This window comes from Ferrimonas marina, from assembly GCF_900129905.1.
Classification (GTDB): domain Bacteria; phylum Pseudomonadota; class Gammaproteobacteria; order Enterobacterales; family Shewanellaceae; genus Ferrimonas; species Ferrimonas marina.
In genome coordinates, this window is sequence record NZ_FQXG01000004.1 from 62,679 (window position 1) to 84,154 (window position 21,476).

The 21,476-nt window shown below is 61.2% G+C and carries 19 protein-coding genes; 10 read left to right on the plus strand and 9 right to left on the minus strand.

Annotation, left to right across the window (positions count from 1 at the left end; translation table 11 throughout):
* Positions 1 to 6 precede the first annotated feature (6 nt).
* The 4 genes from BUC04_RS10380 to BUC04_RS10395 are packed head-to-tail and all read left to right on the plus strand — an operon-like array spanning position 7 to position 3,372.
* The gene (locus BUC04_RS10380) at positions 7 to 912 is read left to right on the plus strand and encodes a metal ABC transporter solute-binding protein, Zn/Mn family (protein WP_082766562.1); all 906 of its coding nucleotides are present in this window, start codon (positions 7 to 9) and stop codon (positions 910 to 912) included.
* Positions 912 to 1,622, plus strand: a complete 711-nt coding sequence (locus BUC04_RS10385; RefSeq protein WP_200804679.1) for a metal ABC transporter ATP-binding protein — start codon at positions 912 to 914, stop codon at positions 1,620 to 1,622. The genes BUC04_RS10380 and BUC04_RS10385 overlap by 1 nt, the downstream gene beginning before the upstream one ends.
* Positions 1,622 to 2,497 (plus strand): metal ABC transporter permease, encoded by an 876-nt coding sequence (locus BUC04_RS10390; RefSeq protein ID WP_067656427.1) that lies wholly within the window; start codon positions 1,622 to 1,624, stop codon positions 2,495 to 2,497. Before BUC04_RS10385 ends, BUC04_RS10390 begins: the two co-directional genes overlap by 1 nt.
* A complete protein-coding gene (locus BUC04_RS10395) occupies positions 2,497 to 3,372 on the plus strand; it encodes a metal ABC transporter solute-binding protein, Zn/Mn family (protein WP_067656429.1) in 876 nt (291 codons plus the stop codon). The genes BUC04_RS10390 and BUC04_RS10395 overlap by 1 nt, the downstream gene beginning before the upstream one ends.
* A 417-nt stretch (positions 3,373 to 3,789) precedes the next feature.
* Here BUC04_RS10395 and BUC04_RS10400 read toward each other — a convergent pair whose 3' ends face one another.
* The 3 genes from BUC04_RS10400 to BUC04_RS10410 all read right to left on the minus strand — a co-directional run bounded on the left by BUC04_RS10400 (position 3,790) and on the right by BUC04_RS10410 (position 7,360).
* Positions 3,790 to 4,401 carry a BamJ family beta-barrel-assembly machinery protein gene (locus BUC04_RS10400; protein ID WP_067656436.1) on the minus strand — a complete coding sequence of 204 codons (612 nt, stop codon included), beginning with the start codon at positions 4,399 to 4,401 and terminating at the stop codon, positions 3,790 to 3,792.
* A gap of 92 nt (positions 4,402 to 4,493) precedes the next feature.
* Positions 4,494 to 5,312, minus strand: a complete 819-nt coding sequence (locus tag BUC04_RS10405; protein ID WP_067656438.1) for a M48 family metallopeptidase — start codon at positions 5,310 to 5,312, stop codon at positions 4,494 to 4,496.
* 98 nt (positions 5,313 to 5,410) lie between these two features.
* Entirely contained in the window at positions 5,411 to 7,360 is a 1,950-nt protein-coding gene (locus BUC04_RS10410) for a S9 family peptidase (protein WP_067656446.1), read from the minus strand.
* Positions 7,361 to 7,594: 234 nt separating this feature from the next.
* On the opposite strand from BUC04_RS10410, the gene BUC04_RS10415 reads away from it, so the two are divergent.
* Positions 7,595 to 8,212, plus strand: a complete 618-nt coding sequence (locus BUC04_RS10415; protein WP_067656449.1) for a lipid-binding SYLF domain-containing protein — start codon at positions 7,595 to 7,597, stop codon at positions 8,210 to 8,212.
* Positions 8,213 to 8,293: 81 nt separating this feature from the next.
* On the opposite strand, the gene BUC04_RS10420 is transcribed toward BUC04_RS10415, so the two are convergent.
* The 3 genes from BUC04_RS10420 to dnaK all read right to left on the minus strand — a co-directional run bounded on the left by BUC04_RS10420 (position 8,294) and on the right by dnaK (position 13,638).
* Positions 8,294 to 10,252, minus strand: coding sequence for an alpha/beta hydrolase family protein (locus BUC04_RS10420; RefSeq protein ID WP_067656452.1), 1,959 nt, complete (start codon positions 10,250 to 10,252; stop codon positions 8,294 to 8,296).
* Between the two features lie 208 nt (positions 10,253 to 10,460).
* Complete coding sequence (dnaJ, locus tag BUC04_RS10425; protein WP_067656455.1) at positions 10,461 to 11,594, minus strand: molecular chaperone DnaJ; 1,134 nt, start codon at positions 11,592 to 11,594, stop codon at positions 10,461 to 10,463.
* Between the two features lie 115 nt (positions 11,595 to 11,709).
* On the minus strand, positions 11,710 to 13,638 hold the full coding sequence (gene dnaK / locus BUC04_RS10430; protein WP_067656456.1) for a molecular chaperone DnaK: 1,929 nt from the start codon (positions 13,636 to 13,638) through the stop codon (positions 11,710 to 11,712).
* Positions 13,639 to 13,882: 244 nt separating this feature from the next.
* On the opposite strand from dnaK, the gene BUC04_RS10435 reads away from it, so the two are divergent.
* The 3 genes from BUC04_RS10435 to BUC04_RS10445 all read left to right on the plus strand — a co-directional run bounded on the left by BUC04_RS10435 (position 13,883) and on the right by BUC04_RS10445 (position 16,004).
* Positions 13,883 to 14,788, plus strand: a complete 906-nt coding sequence (locus BUC04_RS10435) for a DMT family transporter (protein WP_067656461.1) — start codon at positions 13,883 to 13,885, stop codon at positions 14,786 to 14,788.
* Positions 14,789 to 14,856: 68 nt separating this feature from the next.
* On the plus strand, positions 14,857 to 15,114 hold the full coding sequence (locus tag BUC04_RS10440) for a hypothetical protein (protein ID WP_067656464.1): 258 nt from the start codon (positions 14,857 to 14,859) through the stop codon (positions 15,112 to 15,114).
* 251 nt (positions 15,115 to 15,365) lie between these two features.
* Entirely contained in the window at positions 15,366 to 16,004 is a 639-nt protein-coding gene (locus BUC04_RS10445) for a L,D-transpeptidase family protein (protein WP_067656466.1), read from the plus strand.
* Positions 16,005 to 16,062: 58 nt separating this feature from the next.
* On the opposite strand, the gene grpE is transcribed toward BUC04_RS10445, so the two are convergent.
* Positions 16,063 to 16,677: a nucleotide exchange factor GrpE gene (grpE, locus tag BUC04_RS10450; RefSeq protein WP_067656470.1), complete on the minus strand. Its 615-nt coding sequence runs from the start codon at positions 16,675 to 16,677 to the stop codon at positions 16,063 to 16,065.
* 94 nt (positions 16,678 to 16,771) lie between these two features.
* On the opposite strand from grpE, the gene nadK reads away from it, so the two are divergent.
* Positions 16,772 to 17,656, plus strand: coding sequence for an NAD(+) kinase (nadK, locus tag BUC04_RS10455; protein WP_067656473.1), 885 nt, complete (start codon positions 16,772 to 16,774; stop codon positions 17,654 to 17,656).
* A gap of 68 nt (positions 17,657 to 17,724) precedes the next feature.
* On the opposite strand, the gene BUC04_RS10460 is transcribed toward nadK, so the two are convergent.
* Both BUC04_RS10460 and BUC04_RS10465 read right to left on the minus strand, forming a co-directional pair.
* The gene (locus BUC04_RS10460; protein ID WP_067656477.1) at positions 17,725 to 18,429 is read right to left on the minus strand and encodes an SDR family NAD(P)-dependent oxidoreductase; all 705 of its coding nucleotides are present in this window, start codon (positions 18,427 to 18,429) and stop codon (positions 17,725 to 17,727) included.
* A gap of 65 nt (positions 18,430 to 18,494) precedes the next feature.
* The gene (locus BUC04_RS10465) at positions 18,495 to 19,508 is read right to left on the minus strand and encodes a hypothetical protein (protein WP_067656479.1); all 1,014 of its coding nucleotides are present in this window, start codon (positions 19,506 to 19,508) and stop codon (positions 18,495 to 18,497) included.
* Positions 19,509 to 19,735: 227 nt separating this feature from the next.
* On the opposite strand from BUC04_RS10465, the gene recN reads away from it, so the two are divergent.
* Positions 19,736 to 21,397, plus strand: a complete 1,662-nt coding sequence (gene recN, locus BUC04_RS10470; RefSeq protein ID WP_067656480.1) for a DNA repair protein RecN — start codon at positions 19,736 to 19,738, stop codon at positions 21,395 to 21,397.
* Positions 21,398 to 21,476: the final 79 nt, after the last annotated feature.

A 21,476-nucleotide genomic window follows, 5' to 3' on the forward strand; every position in this document is an offset into this window, starting at 1 on the left:
GTTGATATGCGTTTCTCCAAACCCTCCCTGCTGGCGGCGGTGCTGCTGCTGCCCACCCTGTTCCCCGTTACCGCCTGGGCCAAGCTCAAGGTTGGCATCACCCTGCACCCCTATTACAGCTACGTTGCTGCCGTGGTGGGTGACAAGGCCGAGATCGTGCCACTGGTGGATGCCGGCTTTAACCCCCACAACTACCTGCCTCAGCCTGGTGATCTGCGCCGCCTGAGCCAGATGGACGCCATCGTAGTCAACGGCATCGGCCATGACGAGTTCGCCATGCAGGTGATCGCCTCCGCCAACCGTAGCGATCTGGCGGTGATCGAGGCCAACGTTGGCATCCCGCTGCTGCCGGCCATGGGCGCCTCCGTCGGCGACGGTGCCATCAACCCACACACCTTTGTGGGCATCGCCACCACCATCCAGAAGGTCTACACCATCGCCGCCGAACTGGGCAAACTGGACCCGGACAACGCCGCCGAATACCGCCGCAATGCCCGCGCCTACGCCCGCGAGCTGCGCCAAATGAAGCAGGCCGCGATGAACCAGCTCAATGGCCTGGACACCCAGGGCCTCAAGGTGGCCACCACCCACAACGCCTACGGCTACCTGCTGCAGGAGTTCGGTATTGGTGTGGATGCGGTGATCGAGCCGGCCCACGGGGTCGAGCCCTCTGCCAGCCAGTTGCAAGGTACCATCGAGCGGATCCAGGCCTCCGGGGTCAACGTGCTGTTCTACGAGCTGGACATGCCCAACCGCTTCGTCGACACCATCCAGGAGGCCACCGGCGTTCGACTCTACCAGTTCTCCCACATGACCCATGGCCCCTACGATGCCGACAAGGTGATCAAGGAGACCGGCGACAACCTGGATACCCTGGTTAAGGCGATCCACTACATTGCCGAGGCCGAGTGATGGGACCGAGTATCGAAGTTAAGGGCCTGTCGCTGCGCTACGGCAACGACCAGATCCTGCACCCCTTCAACCACCAGTTCGACGCCGGCGGCTGTCACGTCATCATGGGGCCCAACGGCGGCGGCAAAACCTCGCTGATCCGCTCGGTACTGGGCCTGACCCCGTTCGAGGGTGAAATCAGCATCCACTGGCCACAGGGCAGCAGCGGCAAGATCGGCTACGTGCCCCAGGCGGCTGGCTTCGAGGCCAGCCTGCCGCTGACCGTGATGGATTTTGTTCTGCTCAACTGCAGCCAGCGCCCCCTGTTTGGCGGCGTGAAGCGGACCGATCGCGCGTTTGCCCTCACCCAGTTGGAGCGGGTAGGCATGGCCGACAAGGCCAAGCGCCGCATGGGCCAACTCTCCGGTGGTGAGCAGCAACGGGTGCTGTTTGCCCAGGCCCTGCTGGACAACCCGGATCTTATCGTGCTGGATGAGCCCGCCACCGGCATGGACAAGGACGGCCTGCGCTACCTCGACCAGCTGATGATGGACCTACTTTCCGAAGGCAAAACCCTGTTGATGGTGCACCACGACATCCGTGCCGTCCGGCGCCTCGAGCAGGCCCGGGTTCACGTGATTAACCGCCGCCTGATCACCAGCGGCCACCCGGATACCGTGCTGGCACCGGAAAACATCGAAAACCTGTTTCACCCGGAGGAAGCCGCCTGATGGAAAGCTTACGTCAATGGGCCCTGGCCGGCGCCGAGGCCGGTTACCTGCCGGAGAGCTTCGGCTACGCCTTTATGGTCAATGCCCTGATCGCCGCGGTGATGGTGGGCCCACTATTGGGCGGCCTCGGTACCCTGGTGATCGCCAAGCGCCTGGCCTTTTTCTCTGAAGCGGTGGGCCACGCAGCACTGACCGGCATCGCCATCGGCATTCTGCTGGGTGAACCGGCGGAGAACCCGATCATCTCGCTGTTCACCTTCTGCATGCTGTTTGCGCTGATCCTGCACTTCGTGCGTAACCGCACCGCCGTGCCCTACGACACTCTGGTGGGGGTGTTCCTGGCCATCGCCCTGGCCGGTGGCTCAGCACTGCTGATGTTCGTGGCCCGCAAGATCAACATCCACATGCTGGAGAACGTGCTGTTCGGCTCCATCCTGACGGTCAACGACGCCGATATCCTGCTGCTGGCTCTGTGCTGTGCGGTCATCGTTGCCCTGCTGCTGCCCACCTTCAATCGCATGCTGCTGACCTGCATCAGCCCGGATCTCGCGCGGGTGCGCGGCTACAACAGCCAGTTCTACGACTACCTGTTCGTCATCATGGTGACCCTGGTGACCATCGCGGCGGTGAAGATCGTCGGTGCGGTGCTGGTGGGGGCGCTGTTGCTGATCCCCGGCGCCACCGCCCGCCTGTTGACCACCAACATGGGCAGCTTCGTGCGCCTGTCGGCGCTGCTGGCCACCATCGCCTGCGTCGGTGGCATCTACCTGCCGATGGCGATGGAGATACCGGTGCCCTCCGGTGCCGCCATCATCCTGATCAGCGCCTTGTTCTTTATCAGTGCCAACCTGTACAAGATTGGAGTGAAATCCTGATGAAACGTCTGTTTACCCTGTTGTGCATGCTATTGGCGCCGCTGACGGCCATGGCAGAGCAAGCGAAGCACCACAGCGTACTGACCGGCTTGCCGGTCAACTATATGCTGGCCTCCCAGCTGCTGGAAGGCACCGACGCCGAGGTAAAGTACCTGCCACCGAGCCGATATGGCATGCATCGAATGGCCAACTGGCTGGATGGTCAGGGGCAGCAAACAGTGCAAAGCGCCGCCTCCGAGGCCGATGCGGTCATTACCCTGGCCGCCGCCTGGCCCCAGGACCCGCTGTTCCGCTACGCTCGCGCCCACAACATCCGCCTGGTGGAGATCGACGCCAGCCAGACCATCGGCCCCCGCGCCCAGAGTGTGGCGGTACTGCCCGGCAACAACGGCCAGCCCTCCCCCTACGTCTGGCTCAATCCCGCCAACCTGGCGCAGATGAACACCATCGTGGCGATGGATCTGCAACGCCTTTGGCCTCAGCACCAGGCCACCATCCGCGCCAACCGTGCCAAGCTCAACCAGGCGATCCTGTCGATGCAACAGCGCCAGGCAATGCAGTTGATGGAAGCAGAGATCGACTCGGTGATCCTGCTGGATGAGCCGATGGAAGACTTTGCCGCTGGCCACCAGCTGTTCGTTCACCACCGTCAGTTCGGCTCCGAGCTGGAGTGGAGTGATGCCCAGTCCCAGGCCCTGGTTCAGGCTCTTGAGGACGATCCGGAAGCGGTGATCCTGATGACCCGTCGTGCCAGTGGCAAACTCAACGGCCTGCTGCCGGAGGGTACCCGTGTGCTGCAGATAGACGCCCTGGACCGCTGGGGTCGCGGCATCGACAACGCCGATCCCCTAGCCCGCTGGGCACTGCCGTTGTAACAGGGCTGCCGCCCTGCTGGGTGCCAAGGTTTCCCCTAGCACTATGTGCCATAGGTGTTTCCCTGGCGCCCAGTTTCTTTACCGCTTTTAGTTCCCACGTCAGGGGCTCCGCCCCCGACACCCCCTTGCCTCCAGTCGGTGCTTCTCCTCGCTCGCTACCAACGAGACTGCGGTACCGGCCAGAGTCGGCACCCCTGCCTCCGCTGGCCTTTCGGGCCATCCAGGCCCTCAACCTAGTCTCATTGGGCTCACTCGGGCACCTCTAAGTCGGCGCAAGATCCGTGTGCCACCATTACTTTATGAGCCTGAACCCCGACTAAAAGGGACCTTGTAGGTAATCTTTCCGCGAAAAGAAAACAAAAAAGCCGTCGCCTCCTTTTAAGAGCGCGACGGCTTTTTCTTGCTACAAGATACCCTTTACAGGATCTCCAGCAGCTCCACTTCGAACACCAGGGCGGCGTACGGCGGGATAGCACCACCAGCACCTTGCTCGCCGTAGGCCAGGTTGTGCGGGATGTACAGCTTGACCTTGGTGCCAACCGGCATGGTCTGCAGGGCTTCGGTCCAGCCAGCGATCACGCCGCCAACCGGGAAGTCAGCCGGCTGGCCACGCTCTACGGAGCTGTCGAACACACGGCCATCGGTGAAGGTACCGTGGTAGTGGCAGCGAACAGTAGATTCGCGGGTCGGCTTCTCGCCTTCACCCTGCTTCAGAACCTCGATCTGCAGGCCAGACTCGGTCACGGTCACTTCGTCACGCTTGGCGTTCTCAGCCAGGAAGGCTTCGCCTTCGGCAGCGGCGGCCTTGGCCTTGGCTTCCTGCTCGGCTTTCAGACGCTCGGAGATCACGGCGAAGGCCTGTTGCAGCTCTTCTTGCGGTACCTGGCTGTCAACGCCGCTCATGGCGTCGGCCAGACCGGCCTGTACAGAAGCGATGTCTACGCCTTCAAAGCTCTGGCTGGCCAGTTGCTCACCCATCTGGCGGCCAACACCGTAGCTCACCTTCTTCTCAACAGAATCAAAACTCATTAGAGGTTCCCTAAATTAGGACGGAGTAAAGGCGGCAAGTGTACCACCGAATCCCCCTAAGCTCCCGACAATTCCGCCCAACTAAGCCCAACTCAGCCCGGAGGCTGACATTGGGGCTGGTGACCCGCCTGCCTTGCCGCCTGGTACCACTGCTGGGCCTGGTTCTGTCGATATCTCAACTCGCTGATGCGGCTGTCGTGGGAGGGGTGGGTGGACAGCATCTCCGGTGGCGCGCCACCGCCTGAAGCCTTGGCCATGTTTTGCCACAGGCTCACCGAGGCGCTGGGGTTGAAGCCGGCACGGGCCATCAGCTCCAGGCCGATGATGTCCGACTCAAGCTCCTGTTCGCGACCGAACGGCAGGATGATCCCCACCTGGGCGCCCATGCCGAGGCCAGCCATGATCATATCGGAGTTATCAACCCCACCGGCGCCCAGCGCCACCGAGGCGATCTGCAATCCGGCGTTGGTCATCTGGCCGCGGGAAACCTGTTCGTTACCGTGGTTGGCCAGCACGTGGCCGATCTCATGGCCCATTACCGCCGCCAGCTGGTCCTGGGTCTTAGCCACCTTGAGCAGCCCGGTATAAACACCGATGTGACCGCCGGGCAGGGCAAAGGCGTTGACCTGGTCGGAGTCAAACACCACCACCTCCCAGGTCTCCACCTGCTCAGGGTCGATCGCCGCCAGGTGCTGAGCCTCGGTCAGGGCATCGGCAATACAGCTGACGTAACGATTGGTGGCAGCATCCTTGGAGATGGTCTCCTGCTGCTTGATCTGCTCAAACGACTGCGCCCCCATCTGGCGCATCTCATCCGGTGAGAACAGCAGCATCTGCCCCCGACCGGTGGGGGATTGCGTGCTGCACGCCGCCAGCATCAGCGACAACGCGCACAGGACTGTTCGCTTCATCCTTCCTCCTTGGGATTCAACTTAACTCCGTGACGGTTCCAGTGTGCCAGCGCCGGCCACAGAAACAAAGCGGGGACACCCTATGGTGTCCCCTCTGCTCACAGCTTCAGGTGCTGCTCTAAAAAGCCCAACAGCTCGGCGTACATCTCGGCCCGATTGTCCTCGTTGTAGAAGCCGTGGCCCTCTTTCTCCATCACCATCCACTCGTAGGGGTAATCGATCGCCTCCAGGCCATCGCGCAGGGCGTAGGCGTGCTCAATCGGCGCCCGCACATCCTCTTTGCCGTGGATGATCATCACCGCCGCCTTGAGCTTGTCCAGGTGGTGGATCGGGCTAAAGGCACGCAGCTGTTCCTTGTCAGAGCCCAGGTACTTGTCGAGGATCTTCATCCCCATGGTGCTCTCAGTGGTGTCGCCCTTCTTGAACATCAGCTCCATGTCGTAGATGCCGACAAAGCCCACGCTGCAGGCAAACAGCTCCGGTGCCAACACCGCCGATTGCAGTGCCGAATAGCCACCAAAGGAGGCGCCGTAGATGCAGATCCGCTCCGGATCGGCAATGCCCTGGGCTATCACGTACTCGGTGGCATCGATGATGTCGTACTGGATCTCCTGCCCCCACTTGCGATAGCCCGACTCCTCAAACGCCTTGCCATAACCGCCAGAGCCGCGGAAATTGACCTGCAGTACCGCCATGCCCCGGCTGGCCAGCAGCTGAGTCTCCGGGTTGTAGCCCCACTCATCCCGCGGACCGTGTGGGCCGCCATGGGGGTTGACCACCAGCGGCAGCTTCTCCGCCTTGGCCCCGTTCGGCAGGGTCAGGTAGCCGTGGATCTCCACCCCATCCCGGGTGGTCAGGCTGATCGGCTTGACCTGGGCGGACTGCGTCGGCTTCACCCAGGGACGTGCGGCGGTCAGGTGACGCACCGTGTTATTGCTGCCGTCATACAGATAGAAGGTACCCGGATCCTGGGCGCTGTAGCTGACCACGATCGCCTTGCTGCCATCCGCCGTGGTGCTGGTGATGCGCACCTGATGATCCGGAAAGGCCGCATCCAGGCCACGCATCAGCTGGGCTTCCCGGGCCTCGTTATCGATGTAGACCACCTCGGACACATCCGGCATCACCTCCAGGCCATACAGCTTGCGGCCATCGGCGCTGAGATAGAAGTCACTGGGATCCACCCGTTCATCCCGGTAAAGCAGCTCACGGCTGCCATCGCGCATGTCCATCAGGTAGAGGCCCAGCCGGCTCTCACCAGCCCGGTCCAGTGCATAGACCCGATGCTCGTCGGCAAAGGCCAGCGGGGAAAAATCGAAATCACTGTCCGCCGCCTTGGATTGAGCCACCAGCCGCCACTCCGCTTTGTCGTCTTCGCGGTAGTAGATCTCCAGTTGATCCTTGTCATTGAGGCCAAAGCTAAAGCGGGCCCGGCCCTGGTGATCGGTCAGGAAGCTGCCGTGGGGCACGGGCGCCCGGGCAACCTGCTTCTTACGACCGCTGTAGATGTTGACCTTGTAGAGGGTGGGTTTGGGGTTCTTCCCCTCCAGGAAGGGCGTGGAGGCGATCAGCACCGATTTGGGCTCGTCCGGCAGCAGGTCAACCACCTGGCCGGAGCCCATGGTGGCGTTACGCCGGCCAACGTGGCTGGACAGCCCGCTATTGCCGGCATTGACGCCAAAGATGTTCTTCTTGCGCTTGCCATTGACGTTCACCGCCAGCCACTCGCCGTTGCTGCGCGGCTGCTCGTACCAACTGGAGAAGGTTTCCAGCCGGAAGATCACCCGCTCGTCATTGGCCCAGTGGTACGCCCCAACCTGGTTGTTGCCATCCAACTTGGCCAGGTAGGTGGGCTTAAGGGTATCAGCCGCCAGGATCGCCAGCACGTTCTTGCCTTCGTGCGGGGTGATCACCGCCAGATGCTTGCCATCCGGCGAGATCTTTACCGAGTGAAATTGACTGTTTTTACTGAAATGCTCAATCTCAGCCGGCGCAGCCTGGATACCCCAGGCCAGAATCACCAGCAAGAGCGATAAAATTCGCTGCATAGGAACCTCCTTTTCCTTTGGTGGCACCATGCTAACACCAGAATTTATCTCACTAAAGACAGTAAGTTACTGTCGATATGACCCTCCAATACTCAGATCCCTGAAGCACCAGCCACAGCCAGCCACTCACACCAGGCCACAATGTTAAATTGGTGAATTAATCTACACTTTGCTGCGCTGTCTGGATAAACCACCGAGGCTGGCCAGTATTGGCAGCCAGTAAGGAGAACTGGGATGAAACGCATAGTGGGACTGAGCCTAGTGGCCCTGACACTGAGCCTGGGCCAAGGCTGGGCGGAAGAGGAGGCCGAGGCCGCTCGAGCCGCTGCCAAGGAAGCCAATGACAAGGCGGATGCGGCCAAAGAGGAGGCCAAGGCCGCTGAGGATGCCAAAGACGCGGCGGAATCGCTGGAGGAAGCAGAAGCCACGGTGAAGCAGTTTAAGAAAGAGGACGACTCGCTGGCGGCGGTGATGGATAAGGCCGCGGGCTATGCGGTGTTCCCCACCGTCGGCAAGGCTGGTATGGGGGTGGGCGGTGCCCACGGCTCCGGTATTGTCTACGCCGGTGGCAAACCCATCGGTACCACCTCACTGACCCAGTTGACCATCGGCTTCCAGCTCGGCGGCCAGGTGTTCAGTGAGCTGATCCTGTTCGAAGATGCCGAGGCACTGGAGAACTTCAAGGGCGGCAACTTCGAGATGAGCGCGCAGATCTCCGCGGTGGTTGCCGCGGCGGGTGCCGCGGCCTCCGCGCCCTATGAGAACGGCATCAAGGTGCTGACCATGACCGGTGGCGGCCTGATGTACGAGGCCTCCGTCGGTGGCCAGAAGTTCTCCTACAAGGACCTCTGATAGCCCCATAAAAAAACGCCCGGGCAGTGCCCGGGCGTTCTTTAGCTCAAGCCAGAGGCTGGGTGCCTCCAGCAGCTCGCCTTAGAGTTTCAGGTGCTCATCAAAGAAGCCCGCGATATCTTCAAATAGCACCTTACGGTTCTCGTCGTTGTAGAAGCCGTGCCCCTCTTTCTTCATCACCTTCCAGCGATAGGGATGGTTGGCCGCCTCCAGTGCCTTGCGCAGCGCCTCGGCCTGCTCAATGGGCGCCCTCTCATCCTGGCCACCGTGGATGATGAACACCGGTGCCTTGAGCTTGTCGATATTGTGCACCGGGCTGAATGCCTGAAGCTGCGCCTTGTCCTGGCCAATCACCCGGTTCAGATAGCGCATACCGGATTCATGCTCAGGAATGTCCCCCTCGGTGTACATCATTTCAAGATCATACACCCCGACAAAGCCCAGGCTGCAGGCGAACAGATCCGGTTCGAGGATCGCCGACTGCAGCGCCGAGTAGCCGCCAAAGCTGCCACCGTAGAGGCAGATCCGCTGTTTATCGGCGTAGCCCTGCTCGACCACGTGGCGGGTGGCGTCGATGATGTCGTACTGGATCTTATCGCCCCAGTGACGATAACCGGCCCGTTCAAAGTCACTGCCAAAGCCGCCGGAGCCACGGAAGTTAACCTGCAACACCGCGTAGCCGCGGCTGGCCAGGAACTGGGTGGTGGTATCGTACTGCCACCAATCCCGGGGTCCATGAGGCCCACCGTGGGGATTGACGATCAGCGGCAGGTTCTTGGCCTCTTTACCCTCAGGCAGGGTCAAATAGCCCCGAATGGTCAGGCCGTCCCGGGCCTCGAAGCTGATGGGCTTGACCGTGGCTGATTTCGCAGTCTCGACCCAAGGGCGGGCACGCGCCACCTGCTTGAGGCTGTTTTTCTCCGCATCAAATAGGTAGAACACCCCGGGTACGGTATCACTGAACGCGTTCACAATGGCGAAGCGGCCATCGAATGACTGGTGGCTGAGGCGTACCTGCATCCCCGGCAGGGCCTGGATCAGCCCCTTGAGCAGGGCGGTTTCCGGACGCTGTTTATCGATAAACAGGTAGGAGGGATAATCCGGCTCCACCTCCAGTGCATAGAGGTGGCGACCATCGGCACTGAACCAGTAGTGTGACGGGTCGACCTCCTTATCACGGTAAACCAGCTTGCGCTCACCGGTCTTCATATCCATGCGGTAGACACCACTGATAGGGCTATCGCCACGGGCAGCGATATAGACCTGGTGATCATCAGCAAATGCCAGCGGGGCGTAATCCACGTTCTCGCCGGTGGGCTCACCTTCATAAACCAGCGCCCAATCCGCGTCTTTCTTATCCCGGTAGTAGAGCCGGACCTGGCCGTTGGCGGCGACACCACTGACAAACCGAGCGACACCTTTGTGATCGACAAGGAAATCAGCGCTTGGTACTGGCGAGCGTCCCTTACTGCGCATGCGTCCTGTGTAGACATTGAGCAGGTGTAGCTCCGGCAATACATTGTCGCTGCTAGAGAAAGGGGTGACGCTGATCAGGATGTTCTTCTTATCCTCGGGCAACAGGTCAACGATTTGACCATAACCATAGGTAGCGGTGGCCTGCTTGATCTTGCGACCGGTCTGCATCCCCCCCATCCGATAGCCAAAGATATTCTTGCGCTTCTTGCCATTGACGTTGATGCCAAACCATTCGCCGGCACTCACTGGCTGCTCCATCCAACCCTTGTAGTAGTTGAGCTGAACGATCACCCGCTCCTTGTTGACCCAGTGGAAGTCACCCACCTCCTTGTTGTCGCCAAAGCGGGCCACCGTGGTCGGCTCCAGTGATTCACTGTTGAGGATCGCCAGGGCGTTCTTGCCCTCGATGGGGGTCAGCACGGCGATGTGCTTGCCATCCGGGGACACTTTCACATCCAGAAACTGGCTGTCCTTACTGTAATACTCCACGCTGTCCGGGCCAGGCTGCGCAGCACTGAGGGAGAGGCTGAGAAACAGCCCCAAAACTAAGCTTAAGTACCTCATTATCTTGGATCTCCTTATCCATCTTTCGGCTCTAACCTAACGCCATGTTGCGCCATTGTTAAGGACAAACTGCCCGTATGGCGTCATGCCTCTGGCGTATGGATTTTTCGCAAAGCGATGCAGTTAGGAGCGTGAAAGGCCCAGTTAAACTGGTCGGAATGGGCACAAAAAAGGCGCCCTCAAGGGCGCCTTTTCATCCAAACCCAGCTTAGCTGGTCAGGTCATCGAAGAACTTCTTCACACCGTCGAAGAAGCCTTCAGCCTTGGGCTTGTGACGTTTGGCAGAGACCGCACAGGTCTCCTCAAACTCCCGCAGCAGCTCCTTCTGACGCTCGGTCAGGTTCACCGGGGTTTCGACGATCACCTTACAGATGAGATCGCCCACCGCGTGGCTGCGCACCGACTTCACGCCCTTGCCGCGCAGGCGGAACATCCGGCCGGTCTGGGTCTCGGACGGTACCTTGAGGGAGACACGACCGTCCAGGGTCGGTACCTCGATCTCGCCGCCCAGCGCCGCGTTGGCAAAGGAGATCGGCACCTCGCAGTAGAGGTTGTTGCCGTCACGGACGAAGATCGGGTGCTCCTTGATGTGCACCTGAACGTAGAGATCCCCCGCCGGGGCCCCCATCTCGCCCGCTTCGCCTTCGCCTGCCAGACGGATACGGTCGCCGTTATCAACGCCCGCCGGGATGGTGACGGACAGGGTCTTGGTGGTTTCCACCCGGCCCTGGCCGTGACACTTGTTGCAGGGGTCTTTGATCACCTTGCCGCGACCGCCACAGGTGGGACAGGTCTGCGCCACGGCGAAGAAGCCCTGGCGGATCTGCACCTGACCGGTGCCGTGACAGGTGCCACAGGAGGAGACGCCGGTCTTGGACTTGGAGCCGGTGCCGCCACAGCTGTCGCAGCTGGACAGGGAGGGGATCTTCAGCTCTTTCTTGCAGCCCTTCACCGCCTCTTCCAGGCTCAGCTCCAGGTTGTAGCGCAGATCGCTGCCGCCCCGGGCTTGCTGACGACCACCACGGCGGCCGCCAAAGATGTCACCGAACACGTCGCCAAAGATGTCGCCAAAGTCGGCACCACCGCCACCACCAAAGCCGCCGGCACCGCGGTTGGGATCCACCCCGGCGTGGCCAAACTGGTCGTAGGCCGCGCGCTTCTGTTCGTCGGTGAGGATCTCGTAGGCTTCCTTCACCTCTTTGAACGCCGCCTCGGCCGCTTCGTCACCCGGGTTGCGATCCGGGTGGTACTTCATCGCCAGGCGCTTGTACGCCTTCTTGATGTCGCGGTCGCTGGCATCGCGGGCCACGCCCAGTACTTCGTAAAAATCGCGTTTTGACATTGGTTTGCCGTGATCCGTTAGTTAAACCAGTTGGACTTGCTGTTAAGCAAAAACGGGCGGCCGGGAAAGGCCGGTCGCCCGCTTCATTCAATGCTAAGAAGGGTAAGACAAAGAATTACTTCTTGTCGTCTTTCACTTCTTCAAACTCAGCGTCAACCACGTCGTCCGCCGGCTTGGCTTGTGCCTCGGCGCCCGCGTCGCCACCCGGGGCTGCGCCCTGGGCCGCTTGAGCTTGTTGCTGGGCCAGCTCCATCAGCTTGGCAGACGCCTGGATCAGCTCCTGGGTCTTGGCCTCGATGGCGTCCTTGTCTTCGCCCTTAACCGCTTCTTCCACGGCCTTGGCCGCTTCTTCGATCTTGGCTTTGTCTTCTTCGCCCAGGGCTTCGCCGGCTTCTTCCACCTGCTTGCGGGTGGCGTGCACCAGACCGTCAGCCTGGTTGCGAGCCGCGACCAGCTCTTCGAACTTCTTGTCCGCTTCGGCGTTTGCTTCGGCGTCGTTCACCATGGCGTTGATCTCATCCTCGGACAGACCGGAAGAGGCCTGGATGGTGATCTTCTGCTCTTTGCCGGTGTTCTTGTCCTTGGCAGACACGTGCAGGATGCCGTCGGCATCGATGTCGAAGGTCACTTCGATCTGCGGCATGCCGCGCGGCGCTGCCTGGATGCCTTCCAGGTTGAACTGACCCAGGGACTTGTTGCCCTGCGCCTGCTTACGCTCACCCTGCAGCACGTGGATGGTTACCGCAGCCTGGTTGTCTTCCGCAGTGGAGAACACCTGAGACTTTTTGGTCGGGATGGTGGTGTTCTTCTCGATCAGCGCGGTCATCACGCCGCCCATGGTCTCGATGCCCAGGGACAGCGGGGTTACGTCCAGCAGCAGCACGTCTTTCACGTCACCGGCCAGTACGCCACCTTGAACCGCAGCGCCCATGGCTACCGCTTCGTCCGGGTTCACGTCCTTACGCGGCTCTTTGCCAAAGAAGTCAGCAACGGCCTGCTGTACCTTCGGCATACGAGTCTGGCCACCCACCAGGATGATGTCGTTGACGTCGGACACAGACAGGTCAGCGTCCTGCAGAGCTACCTTCAGCGGCTCCAGGGAGCGGATGATCAGGTCTTCTACCAGGGATTCCAGCTTGGCGCGGGTTACCTTGATGTTCATGTGCTTCGGCCCGGTGGCGTCGGCAGTGATGTACGGCAGGTTGACGTCGGTCTGCTGGGCAGAGGACAGCTCAATCTTGGCCTTTTCAGCGGCTTCTTTCAGGCGCTGCATCGCCAGGGGATCGTTCTTCAGATCGATGCCCTGCTCGTTCTTGAATTCGTCCGCCAGGTAGTTGATCAGGCGGTTGTCGAAGTCTTCACCACCCAGGTGGGTGTCACCGTTGGTGGCCAGAACCTCGAAGGTGTGCTCGCCATCCACCTCATCGATCTCGATGATGGAGATATCGAAGGTACCACCACCCAGGTCGTACACGGCGATGACGTTGTCACCGGCCTTCTTGTCCATGCCGTAGGCCAGGGCCGCGGCAGTGGGCTCGTTGATGATGCGCTTCACGTCCAGACCGGCGATGCGACCGGCATCCTTGGTGGCCTGACGCTGAGAATCGTTGAAGTAGGCCGGTACGGTGATTACCGCTTCGGTCACTTCCTCGCCCAGGTAATCCTCGGCGGTCTTCTTCATTTTCTTCAGGACTTCAGCAGATACCTGCGGCGCAGCCATCTTCTCGCCGTGGGCTTCAACCCAGGCGTCACCGTTGTCCGCTTCGACGATCTTGAACGGCATGATGTCGATATCACGCTGTACCACTTCGTCTTTAAAGCGACGACCGATCAGACGCTTGATCGCGTACAGGGTGTTGTGCGGGTTGGTCACCGCCTGGCGCTTAGCCGGCTGGCCCACCAAGGTCTCGCCATCGGTGTAGGCAATGACAGAGGGGGTGGTGCGATCACCCTCAGCGTTTTCAATTACTCGCGGCTTGTCGCCATCCAGAATGGCCACACAGGAGTTTGTGGTGCCCAGATCGATACCGATGATCTTACCCATCGAGTGCCTCCAAAAAACTTTGAAACAACGCGGTTCTTAACTGTTACGAGGTATTTGGGGCTGGCGCTTTGGCCTTTCAAGGCCCGGCCTAAAAAATAATTTCGCCCCGGAACTGACAGCAAAGATGGGGTCGGGGTGCCCGCTTTCAAGGGGCAGACCCAAAAAAGTTGTGGGAATTCTGAGTCGAGCTGCACTAACTGGGTATAATTGCTGCCAATTCCTGCCCCATCAGATCCAACCACCCATGGCAAAAAATCAAACCCGCGCGATGCAGTTCGGCTTTGCCGCCGTGTTGCTCTGGTCCACCGTGGCCACCGCCTTCAAGCTGTCGCTGGCCCATATGTCGCCGGCCCAGTTGCTGCTGTACGCTTCCCTTACCTCCGCCACGTTGCTGGCCGCCATCGTCTTGGTGCAAAAGCGCGGCCAGCAGGTGGTGCGTCAATGGCGCGGGCAACCGCTGCAATACATTAAAAGCGGTTTGCTTAACCCCTTTCTCTATTACCTGGCACTGTTTGGCGCCTACGACCGGCTGCCAGCACAGCAGGCCCAGGCGCTGAACTACACCTGGGCTATTCTGCTCAGTCTGCTGGCAGTGCCAATGTTGGGGCAAAAACTGCGGCGCTGGGATGTGCTGGCCGCGGTGGCGGCCTATTTCGGCGTGGTGGTGATCGCCACCGGTGGCAACCTGGCCAGCCTGGATTTTGCCAGCCCACTGGGGGTGGGCCTGGCGCTGCTCTCCACCCTGCTCTGGTCGCTCTACTGGATCGTCAACACCAAGGACCAGGGTGATCCGGTGGCCAGTTTGCTGCTCAGCTTCCTGGTCTCCCTGCCCTGCATCGCCCTGGTCTGTGCCTGGCGCGGCGAACTGGCGCTGCCCTCCTGGCAGGGGCTAGCGGGCGCCGCCTACGTTGGCCTGTTTGAGATGGGACTAACCTTCGTACTCTGGCTGACCGCCATGCGCACCGCGGAGCGCACCGCGCCGCTGTCCAACCTGGTGTTCCTCGGCCCCTTCCTGTCGCTGTTCTTTATCGCCCAGATCCTGGGCGAGGCGATCGCCCCTGCCACCTTGTATGGCCTGGGATTGATCGTCGCCGGCCTGCTGATCCAGCAGTTTGGCCCCAAGTGGCAGCAGCGTAATGCGACAAACTAACACTTGCAATTGATTCGCATTTGCATCAGCCTTGGCGGTGATGAGATGACTGCACTGGAAGCGATGCGATGTCGACACTGCAAGATACCCGCAACACCCTGCCTTTCGTCTTGGCTCTGGGGCTGCTGCTGAGCCTGAGCCTGCTGCCTTTGCTGCCCCAAGGCAACGCCCTTTGGTGGCTGCTTCCCCTGGTCACCCTGGGGTTCGCCGCCCTGGCGGCCAGCCTGGCGGAGATGCTGGCCCAACGTCCCAGCCGCTGGGCCTGGGCCGCATTAGGCCTTAGCTGGCTGCTGATGCCGATACTGATGCCATTCGATGGGCTCTGATCCCCCGCACAGAACCCCTGTTTTTGCGGCTTTGACCATTTTTCACCCAGGCTCCGGCCAAAAAAATTTTTGCCTCTGTAACTGCCTAAGTTGCCGTCGATTTTGTTTTACCACTATGCTGGGTTAATCCCCCACGGGATTGAATGACCTGCTGATTTATGGAACATTGCGGCGCTTGAACACGATAGAGGTGAGTCTTGCGGATCTTTCGACTTTGCACACTGGCGCTGACATTAGTCTGCACGTCAGCCTTGTCCCAAAAGCACACGGTGACCTCCGTGCTGAGCCACTATGGCCCGGCGGTGCAACAGCGACTGGCTCCCTTCTGGCAGCTGGTCCCGGAAGGCTTCGAGGTGAGCAACGCCAAGTTTGTCGCCCTCAAGGCGGAGCAAAAGCTGGAGATCTGGCTGCAAAGCAGCGACGGCCAATGGCACTTCTTCCGTACCTACCCCATCCTCAAGACCAGCGGCAGCCTGCGCCCCAAGATGCGCCAGGGTGATCTGCAGGTCCCCGAAGGCGTGTACCGTCTGGACGCCGCCAACCCCAACAGCCAGTTTCACCTCTCCTTGCGGATCAACTACCCCAACGAGATGGATCGCTACTTCGGTGCCCAGGAGCAGCGGGGTGATCTGGGTGGCAACATATTCATCCATGGCAACGAGGTATCCTGGGGCTGCCTGGCCATGGGGGATCGGGCCATCGAAGAGCTGTTTGTGCTGGCCCACGACCTGGGGCTGGACAACATCGAGGTGGTGATCGCCCCACGAGACCCGCGTCAGCATCAGCTTAAGCGCCCCGATAGCCTGCCCAAATGGGTGGATCTCAAATACCTGGAGATCCAGGCCAGCATTGCCGAGCTGGACCAGCATAGCCCGGCGCTGCTGCTCTGACAGCCAATCAGCCGACACAAAAAAACCGCCTTTCGGCGGTTTTTTTGTTTTGTCAGGCTCAGGCCTGGGTGTCGACCTTGGGGGCACCGCCCTGTGACACCATCACCATGGCCGGGCGCAGCAGGCGACCGTTCAGGGTGTAGCCCTTCTGCATCACGGTCATCACGGTGTTGGCCGGATGATCCGGGCTCGGCACCATGGAGATCGCCTGGTGCAGCTCCGGGTTGAACGGCTGACCGGTCGGGTCCACCACCTCAACGCCAAACTTGGCCACGCTGGCGATAAAGCTCTTCTGAGTCAGCTCCACCCCTTCCAGGATCGGCTTCACCAGCTCCTCCTCCCGGTTCGGTACCTCCAGGGCACGCTCCAGGTTATCCAGGATCGGCAGCAGTTCGTTGGCGAACTTCTCCAGCGCGAACTTGCGCGCCTTCTCCAGATCCTGTGCGGTGCGACGACGGATGTTCTCCACCTCCGCGGCCGCTCGTACCACACTGTCTTTCTGGCCGGCAATCTCGGCTTTGGCAGCGTTCAGTTCAGCTTCCAGTTCAGCGATACGCTGGTCACGAGGATCCACCTCCTGACCCGCTTCGGTTTCTACCTCAGCGTCTACCTGCTCCGGTTGCTGTTCTGCAATCTCTTCTTGATCAACTACTTTTTGCTGCTCGTCGCTCATCACAACTCCGCCAAACCACTTTATTCATTAAAACACTGAGCCTATTATGGGGACGAAATCGACCACTTCAAGGCCGCGATGACGCGGATTCTGCATGCCAGAGCACTTCAAGACCATTGGCCTTATCGGCAAACCCCATCACGACGGGGCCAACAAAACCATCAAACGCCTCCATCAGTGGTTGAACAGCCTCGGCTACGAGGTGCTGATCGAACAGCGGGTAGCCCGACAACTGAGCCAACTCAACGCCCCGGGGCACACCCTCAATGAGTTGGGGGAGCGCTGCGACCTGGCCATTGTGGTGGGCGGTGACGGCAACATGCTGGGGGCCGCCCGGGTACTGTCCCGCTACGATGTGGCGGTGATCGGCGTCAACCGTGGCAACCTGGGTTTTCTGACCGACTTGCCGCCGGAGGGTTTCGAGCCGGCGCTGAGCAAGGTGCTAGAGGGGGAGTTCAGCACCGAGCACCGCTTCCTGCTACAGGCCGAGGTGTACCGACACGGTGCGCTCAAGGCCTCCAACAGCGCGGTCAACGAGGCGGTACTCCACCCGGGCCGGGTGGCCAACATGATCGAGTTCGAGGTCTACATCGACGGTCAGTTCATGTACAGCCAGCGGGCCGACGGCATGATCGTCTCCACCCCTACCGGCTCCACCGCCTACTCTCTGTCCGCCGGCGGGGCGATCCTCACCCCCAACCTCAACGCCATCATCCTGGTGCCGATGTTCCCCCACTCGCTGTCCGGCCGCCCCATCGTGGTGGACGGCAACAGCGAGGTGAAGCTCATTGCCTCACCGGAGATGGGCGAGCGACCACTGGAGGTCAGCTGTGACGGTCACGTTACCCTCTCTGCCCTGCCGGGGGATGAGATCATCATCCGCAAGGCCGACCATTCGCTGCGCCTGATCCACCCCCGTGGTCGCAGCTACTTCGAGGTGCTGCGCAGCAAACTGGGTTGGGGCAGCAAGCTGTTCTGACCCCATACCAACAAAAACGCCCGCAACCGAAGCCATCGATTGCGGGCGTTTTTGTTGGTACTGCATCGCTACCAGGGGATAGCCCGGCGGTCCCGCAGAAACTGGCCACTGGGGCCATCACTGGGCAGGGTGGCGGCCCAGACGATGTCCGCCGCCGCCTGCTGCGGTGAACGATCCGCCTCCGGGCCGCCCATGTCGGTCCGTACCCAGCCCGGGCAGACCGAATTGACCTTGATGTCCTGCTCCACCACCTCCGCAGCCAACACCGCGGTTAAGGCGTTAAGGCCCGCCTTGGAGATCCGGTAGGCGGTGATCTTCGGCCCCATATCCGCCAGGGCACCGTAACCGGAGGAGACATTGACGATGCGACCGAAGCAGCGCTGCATCATCCCCGGCAGCGCCGCCCGACACAGGTAGATAGGCCCGTACAGGTTGGTCTCCAGTGTTTGGTGCAGGGTGAGGTCATCCAGCTCCGGTAGGCTCAATGTCGCATCCAGGTACACCCCGGCGTTGTTGATCAGCAGATCCAGCCCCCCTTCCGATTCGATCTGCGCCAACAGCGTGTCCACCTGGGATGAAGAGCGCACCTCCAGGCTGACCGCTCGGGCCCTCCCTCCCTGCGCCTCAATCGCTTCCGCGGTGGCCTGCGCTGCGGCAACCTGACGGGCTGCGCACCAGACCTGGATCCCCCGCTCAGCCAGTTGCAGACAGATTTCGCGGCCAATCCCGCGGCTGGCGCCGGTGACCAGCGCCACTGGACTCGATTTTGCCATCCTATCCTCCTCACCTGAGTGATTGCAGTATGGCCTGTCCGTTCGGCTCTGGCCGCCTTGTCGCGCTAGCGCTGCAGACCCCGGTAGCGGTAGCCGGCAAAGCGGCTTTGCACCCATTGCCGGGCTGCCTTTCGTCGGGCCAGTTCCTGCTTCGCCTCATGATTGAGCTCATTGGTATCCAGCAGCCCCAGCTCCCGCAATCTCGGCTCCAGGTGACGCAACTCGCGCAGACCCATGGGGCTGCTCACCGGCGTCAGCTCGGCAAACAGCGCCACCAGCCGACGGGCCTGGAACAGCTTGGCCACCGATTCATGCAGCGATGCGTCCCACAGCAGGGCCTTGGGCCGTCGTTGTCGACCTGTAGCCGAGTTGGCCATGGCAAAGCTGTGCACATAGGCGCTATCGCGCTTCAGCACCTTGAGCTGACGGCCCATATCTCGCAGTGCCAGTGCCATCTCCGCTAGCCCCAGCTCGACCCCCTGCGAGTAATCGAGCTGATTTTGTTCCAGCGCCAGGCCACAGCGCTCAGCACATTGACTCAATGGCTCGGGCAACTCGGTCAGCAGCGCCTCGCCGCTGTCGAGCAGGCGCACCCCGCGATGGGTCTCATCGCAACGCTCAAACAGCTTGTCGTACAGGCCGGTGCCCAGGCTGATACCGTAGCGCTGCTCGATCTCCTCCAGCAGGTCCTGGAAGCGATCCTTGTGGGCGTGGTAGTTATTGACCTTGCGGTCGACCGAGCTCTGGCTGAACTGCTGCTGGGCCAGCTCCACCCGCTTCTGGGTCAGGGCAAACTGGCTGTTGCTTAAGGCGTGCTGCTTCAAGCTCTGGTTCAGTTGCAGCTGATTGATCTCAACCCGGTACATCCCCATCCGAATGGTGCGCATCGCCAGCCAGGCGCCGATCACCGACAGTGGCGCCTTGTACAGATCAAACAGCTGCTCCACCCACTCCGGAGTCCAGCTCAACGGCACCGTCACGGCGGCCTTGGTGGAGACAATCAGCAGCGGCAGACAGACCACCAGCGTGGCCACGAACAGGCGCTGCACATCCCGTTCGTACTGTTGTTTCAGTTCCATCCTCATTCCCAGGCGATTTGCTATCGCGCCGCACTCTATCGAAAAATCGCGATCATTGACGGGACCAAAACGGCAGTTTTTCCTTACGCTGAGCGTTACCAGGGCCAAGTTGCGGCCCCGGTTCAGCTCGGTTGGCCACACTTCGTCAATAAAACCCTTTACTGACCACTTTTTCCTCATATACTGTACCCCCATACAGTACATGTTTATCCATACAGGGATTCACCATGCTCGCACAGCTGACGGTCAGCAACTTCGCCATCGTTAAGTTCTTGGAACTGGACCTGCACCCGGGGATGACCAGCATCACCGGGGAAACCGGCGCCGGTAAGTCCATCGCCATCGATGCCCTGAGCCTGTGTCTTGGCGGTCGTGGCGAGGCCAGCATGGTGCGCCCCGGTGCGCCACGGGCGGAGCTGTCCGCCCGCTTTGATCTGAGCAAAATCCCAGCCGCCCGCCGCTGGCTACAGGACAACGCGCTGGACGAGGAGGAGGAGTGCATCCTGCGCCGCACCATCTCCGGCGAAGGCCGCTCGCGCGCCTGGATCAACGGCCATCCGGTGCCCCTGGCCCAATTGAAAAGCCTGGGCGAATTGCTGGTGAGCATCCATGGGCAGCATGCCCACCACAGCATGCTGCACCCGGATGTTCAGCTCACCCTGTTGGACCAGTACGCCGGCCACGACGCCCTGCTCAGCCGCTGTCGCCAGTCCCACAAAGCCTGGAAGCAACTTGATCAGCGCATCCGTCAGTTGCAGCAGGAGCAGGAGGAGCGCCGAGCCCGGGCCCAGCTGCTGGAGTACCAGGTGCAGGAACTGGATGAGTTTGCCCTGCAACCCGGCGAGTTTGAGCAGATAGAGACCGAGCATCACCGCCTGGCCAACTGCGGCAACCTGCTGGAACAAAGCCAGCGAGCACTGTATCTGCTCAGCGAGGGCGAAGAGGTCTCGGTTCAGAGCCTGCTCAGCCAGGTGATCAGCGAGGTGGAGTCGCTGCAACAGGCGGATCCCAGCCTGGGTGAGGTGGTCAGTATGCTGCACGAGGGCCTGATCCAGGTGCAGGAGAGCAGCAATGAGCTGGACAGCTACCGCAGCAGCCTGGAGATGGACCCGGAACGCTTTAACGAGCTGGAACAGCGCCTGTCCCGGGCGATGTCGCTGGCCCGCAAACACATGGTTTCAGGCAACGAGCTGGCAGCGCACCACCAGGCCCTGGCGGAAGAGCTGGCCAGCATCGCCGGCGACGACGCCGAACTGGAGACCCTGGCCGAGGCCCGGGAAGCAGCCCTGGCTGAACTGCAGGCCCAGGCATTGCGCCTGAGCAAAAGCCGACAACGCTACGCCAAGGAGCTGGACAAGCTGGTCACTGCCAACATGCGCGAGCTGGCGATGCCCCATGCCCGCTTTGCCATCGATGTGGACCACCAGAGCGAAGCACCCGGCCCGGAAGGCGCCGACAAGGTACAGTTTCTGGTCTGCACCAACCCGGGACAGCCGATGCAGCCCATCGCCAAGACCGCCTCCGGCGGCGAGCTCTCCCGCATCGGCCTGGCCATTCAGGTGATCACCGCCCGCAAGGTGGCCACCCCGACCCTGATCTTTGACGAGGTAGACGTGGGGATCTCCGGCCCCACCGCCGCGGTGGTTGGTCGCATGCTGCGCCAGCTGGGTCAGTCCACCCAGGTGTTCTGTGTCACCCACCTGCCGCAGGTGGCAGGCAACGGCCACAACCACATGTACGTCGCCAAGCAAAGCCGCTCAGGCCAAACCGAAACCCAGATGATGCCGCTGCTGGGCGACGCCCGGGTGGATGAGCTGGCCCGCCTACTCGGTGGCGATACCATCACCGATAACACCCGGGCGAACGCCCTTGAGTTGTTGGCGCAGTAACCGTCTCACTCAATCCCTGACCCTGCCTCGGGTCAACCTGGCCCGAGGCAACCCGGCGTGAGCAGCACGCCACAAACCG

What these genes read in the sequence shown, in the direction of transcription:
- BUC04_RS10380 (WP_082766562.1), top strand. Translation starts at nt 7, where the DNA reads ATGCGTTTCTCCAAACCCTCCCTGCTGGCGGCGGTGCTGCTGCTGCCC.
- BUC04_RS10385 (WP_200804679.1), top strand. Translation starts at nt 912, where the DNA reads ATGGGACCGAGTATCGAAGTTAAGGGCCTGTCGCTGCGCTACGGCAAC.
- BUC04_RS10390 (WP_067656427.1), top strand. Translation starts at nt 1,622, where the DNA reads ATGGAAAGCTTACGTCAATGGGCCCTGGCCGGCGCCGAGGCCGGTTAC.
- BUC04_RS10395 (WP_067656429.1), top strand. Translation starts at nt 2,497, where the DNA reads ATGAAACGTCTGTTTACCCTGTTGTGCATGCTATTGGCGCCGCTGACG.
- BUC04_RS10400 (WP_067656436.1), bottom strand. Translation starts at nt 4,401, where the DNA reads ATGAGTTTTGATTCTGTTGAGAAGAAGGTGAGCTACGGTGTTGGCCGC.
- BUC04_RS10405 (WP_067656438.1), bottom strand. Translation starts at nt 5,312, where the DNA reads ATGAAGCGAACAGTCCTGTGCGCGTTGTCGCTGATGCTGGCGGCGTGC.
- BUC04_RS10410 (WP_067656446.1), bottom strand. Translation starts at nt 7,360, where the DNA reads ATGCAGCGAATTTTATCGCTCTTGCTGGTGATTCTGGCCTGGGGTATC.
- BUC04_RS10415 (WP_067656449.1), top strand. Translation starts at nt 7,595, where the DNA reads ATGAAACGCATAGTGGGACTGAGCCTAGTGGCCCTGACACTGAGCCTG.
- BUC04_RS10420 (WP_067656452.1), bottom strand. Translation starts at nt 10,252, where the DNA reads ATGAGGTACTTAAGCTTAGTTTTGGGGCTGTTTCTCAGCCTCTCCCTC.
- dnaJ (WP_067656455.1), bottom strand. Translation starts at nt 11,594, where the DNA reads ATGTCAAAACGCGATTTTTACGAAGTACTGGGCGTGGCCCGCGATGCC.
- dnaK (WP_067656456.1), bottom strand. Translation starts at nt 13,638, where the DNA reads ATGGGTAAGATCATCGGTATCGATCTGGGCACCACAAACTCCTGTGTG.
- BUC04_RS10435 (WP_067656461.1), top strand. Translation starts at nt 13,883, where the DNA reads ATGGCAAAAAATCAAACCCGCGCGATGCAGTTCGGCTTTGCCGCCGTG.
- BUC04_RS10440 (WP_067656464.1), top strand. Translation starts at nt 14,857, where the DNA reads ATGTCGACACTGCAAGATACCCGCAACACCCTGCCTTTCGTCTTGGCT.
- grpE (WP_067656470.1), bottom strand. Translation starts at nt 16,677, where the DNA reads ATGAGCGACGAGCAGCAAAAAGTAGTTGATCAAGAAGAGATTGCAGAA.
- nadK (WP_067656473.1), top strand. Translation starts at nt 16,772, where the DNA reads ATGCCAGAGCACTTCAAGACCATTGGCCTTATCGGCAAACCCCATCAC.
- BUC04_RS10460 (WP_067656477.1), bottom strand. Translation starts at nt 18,429, where the DNA reads ATGGCAAAATCGAGTCCAGTGGCGCTGGTCACCGGCGCCAGCCGCGGG.
- BUC04_RS10465 (WP_067656479.1), bottom strand. Translation starts at nt 19,508, where the DNA reads ATGGAACTGAAACAACAGTACGAACGGGATGTGCAGCGCCTGTTCGTG.
- recN (WP_067656480.1), top strand. Translation starts at nt 19,736, where the DNA reads ATGCTCGCACAGCTGACGGTCAGCAACTTCGCCATCGTTAAGTTCTTG.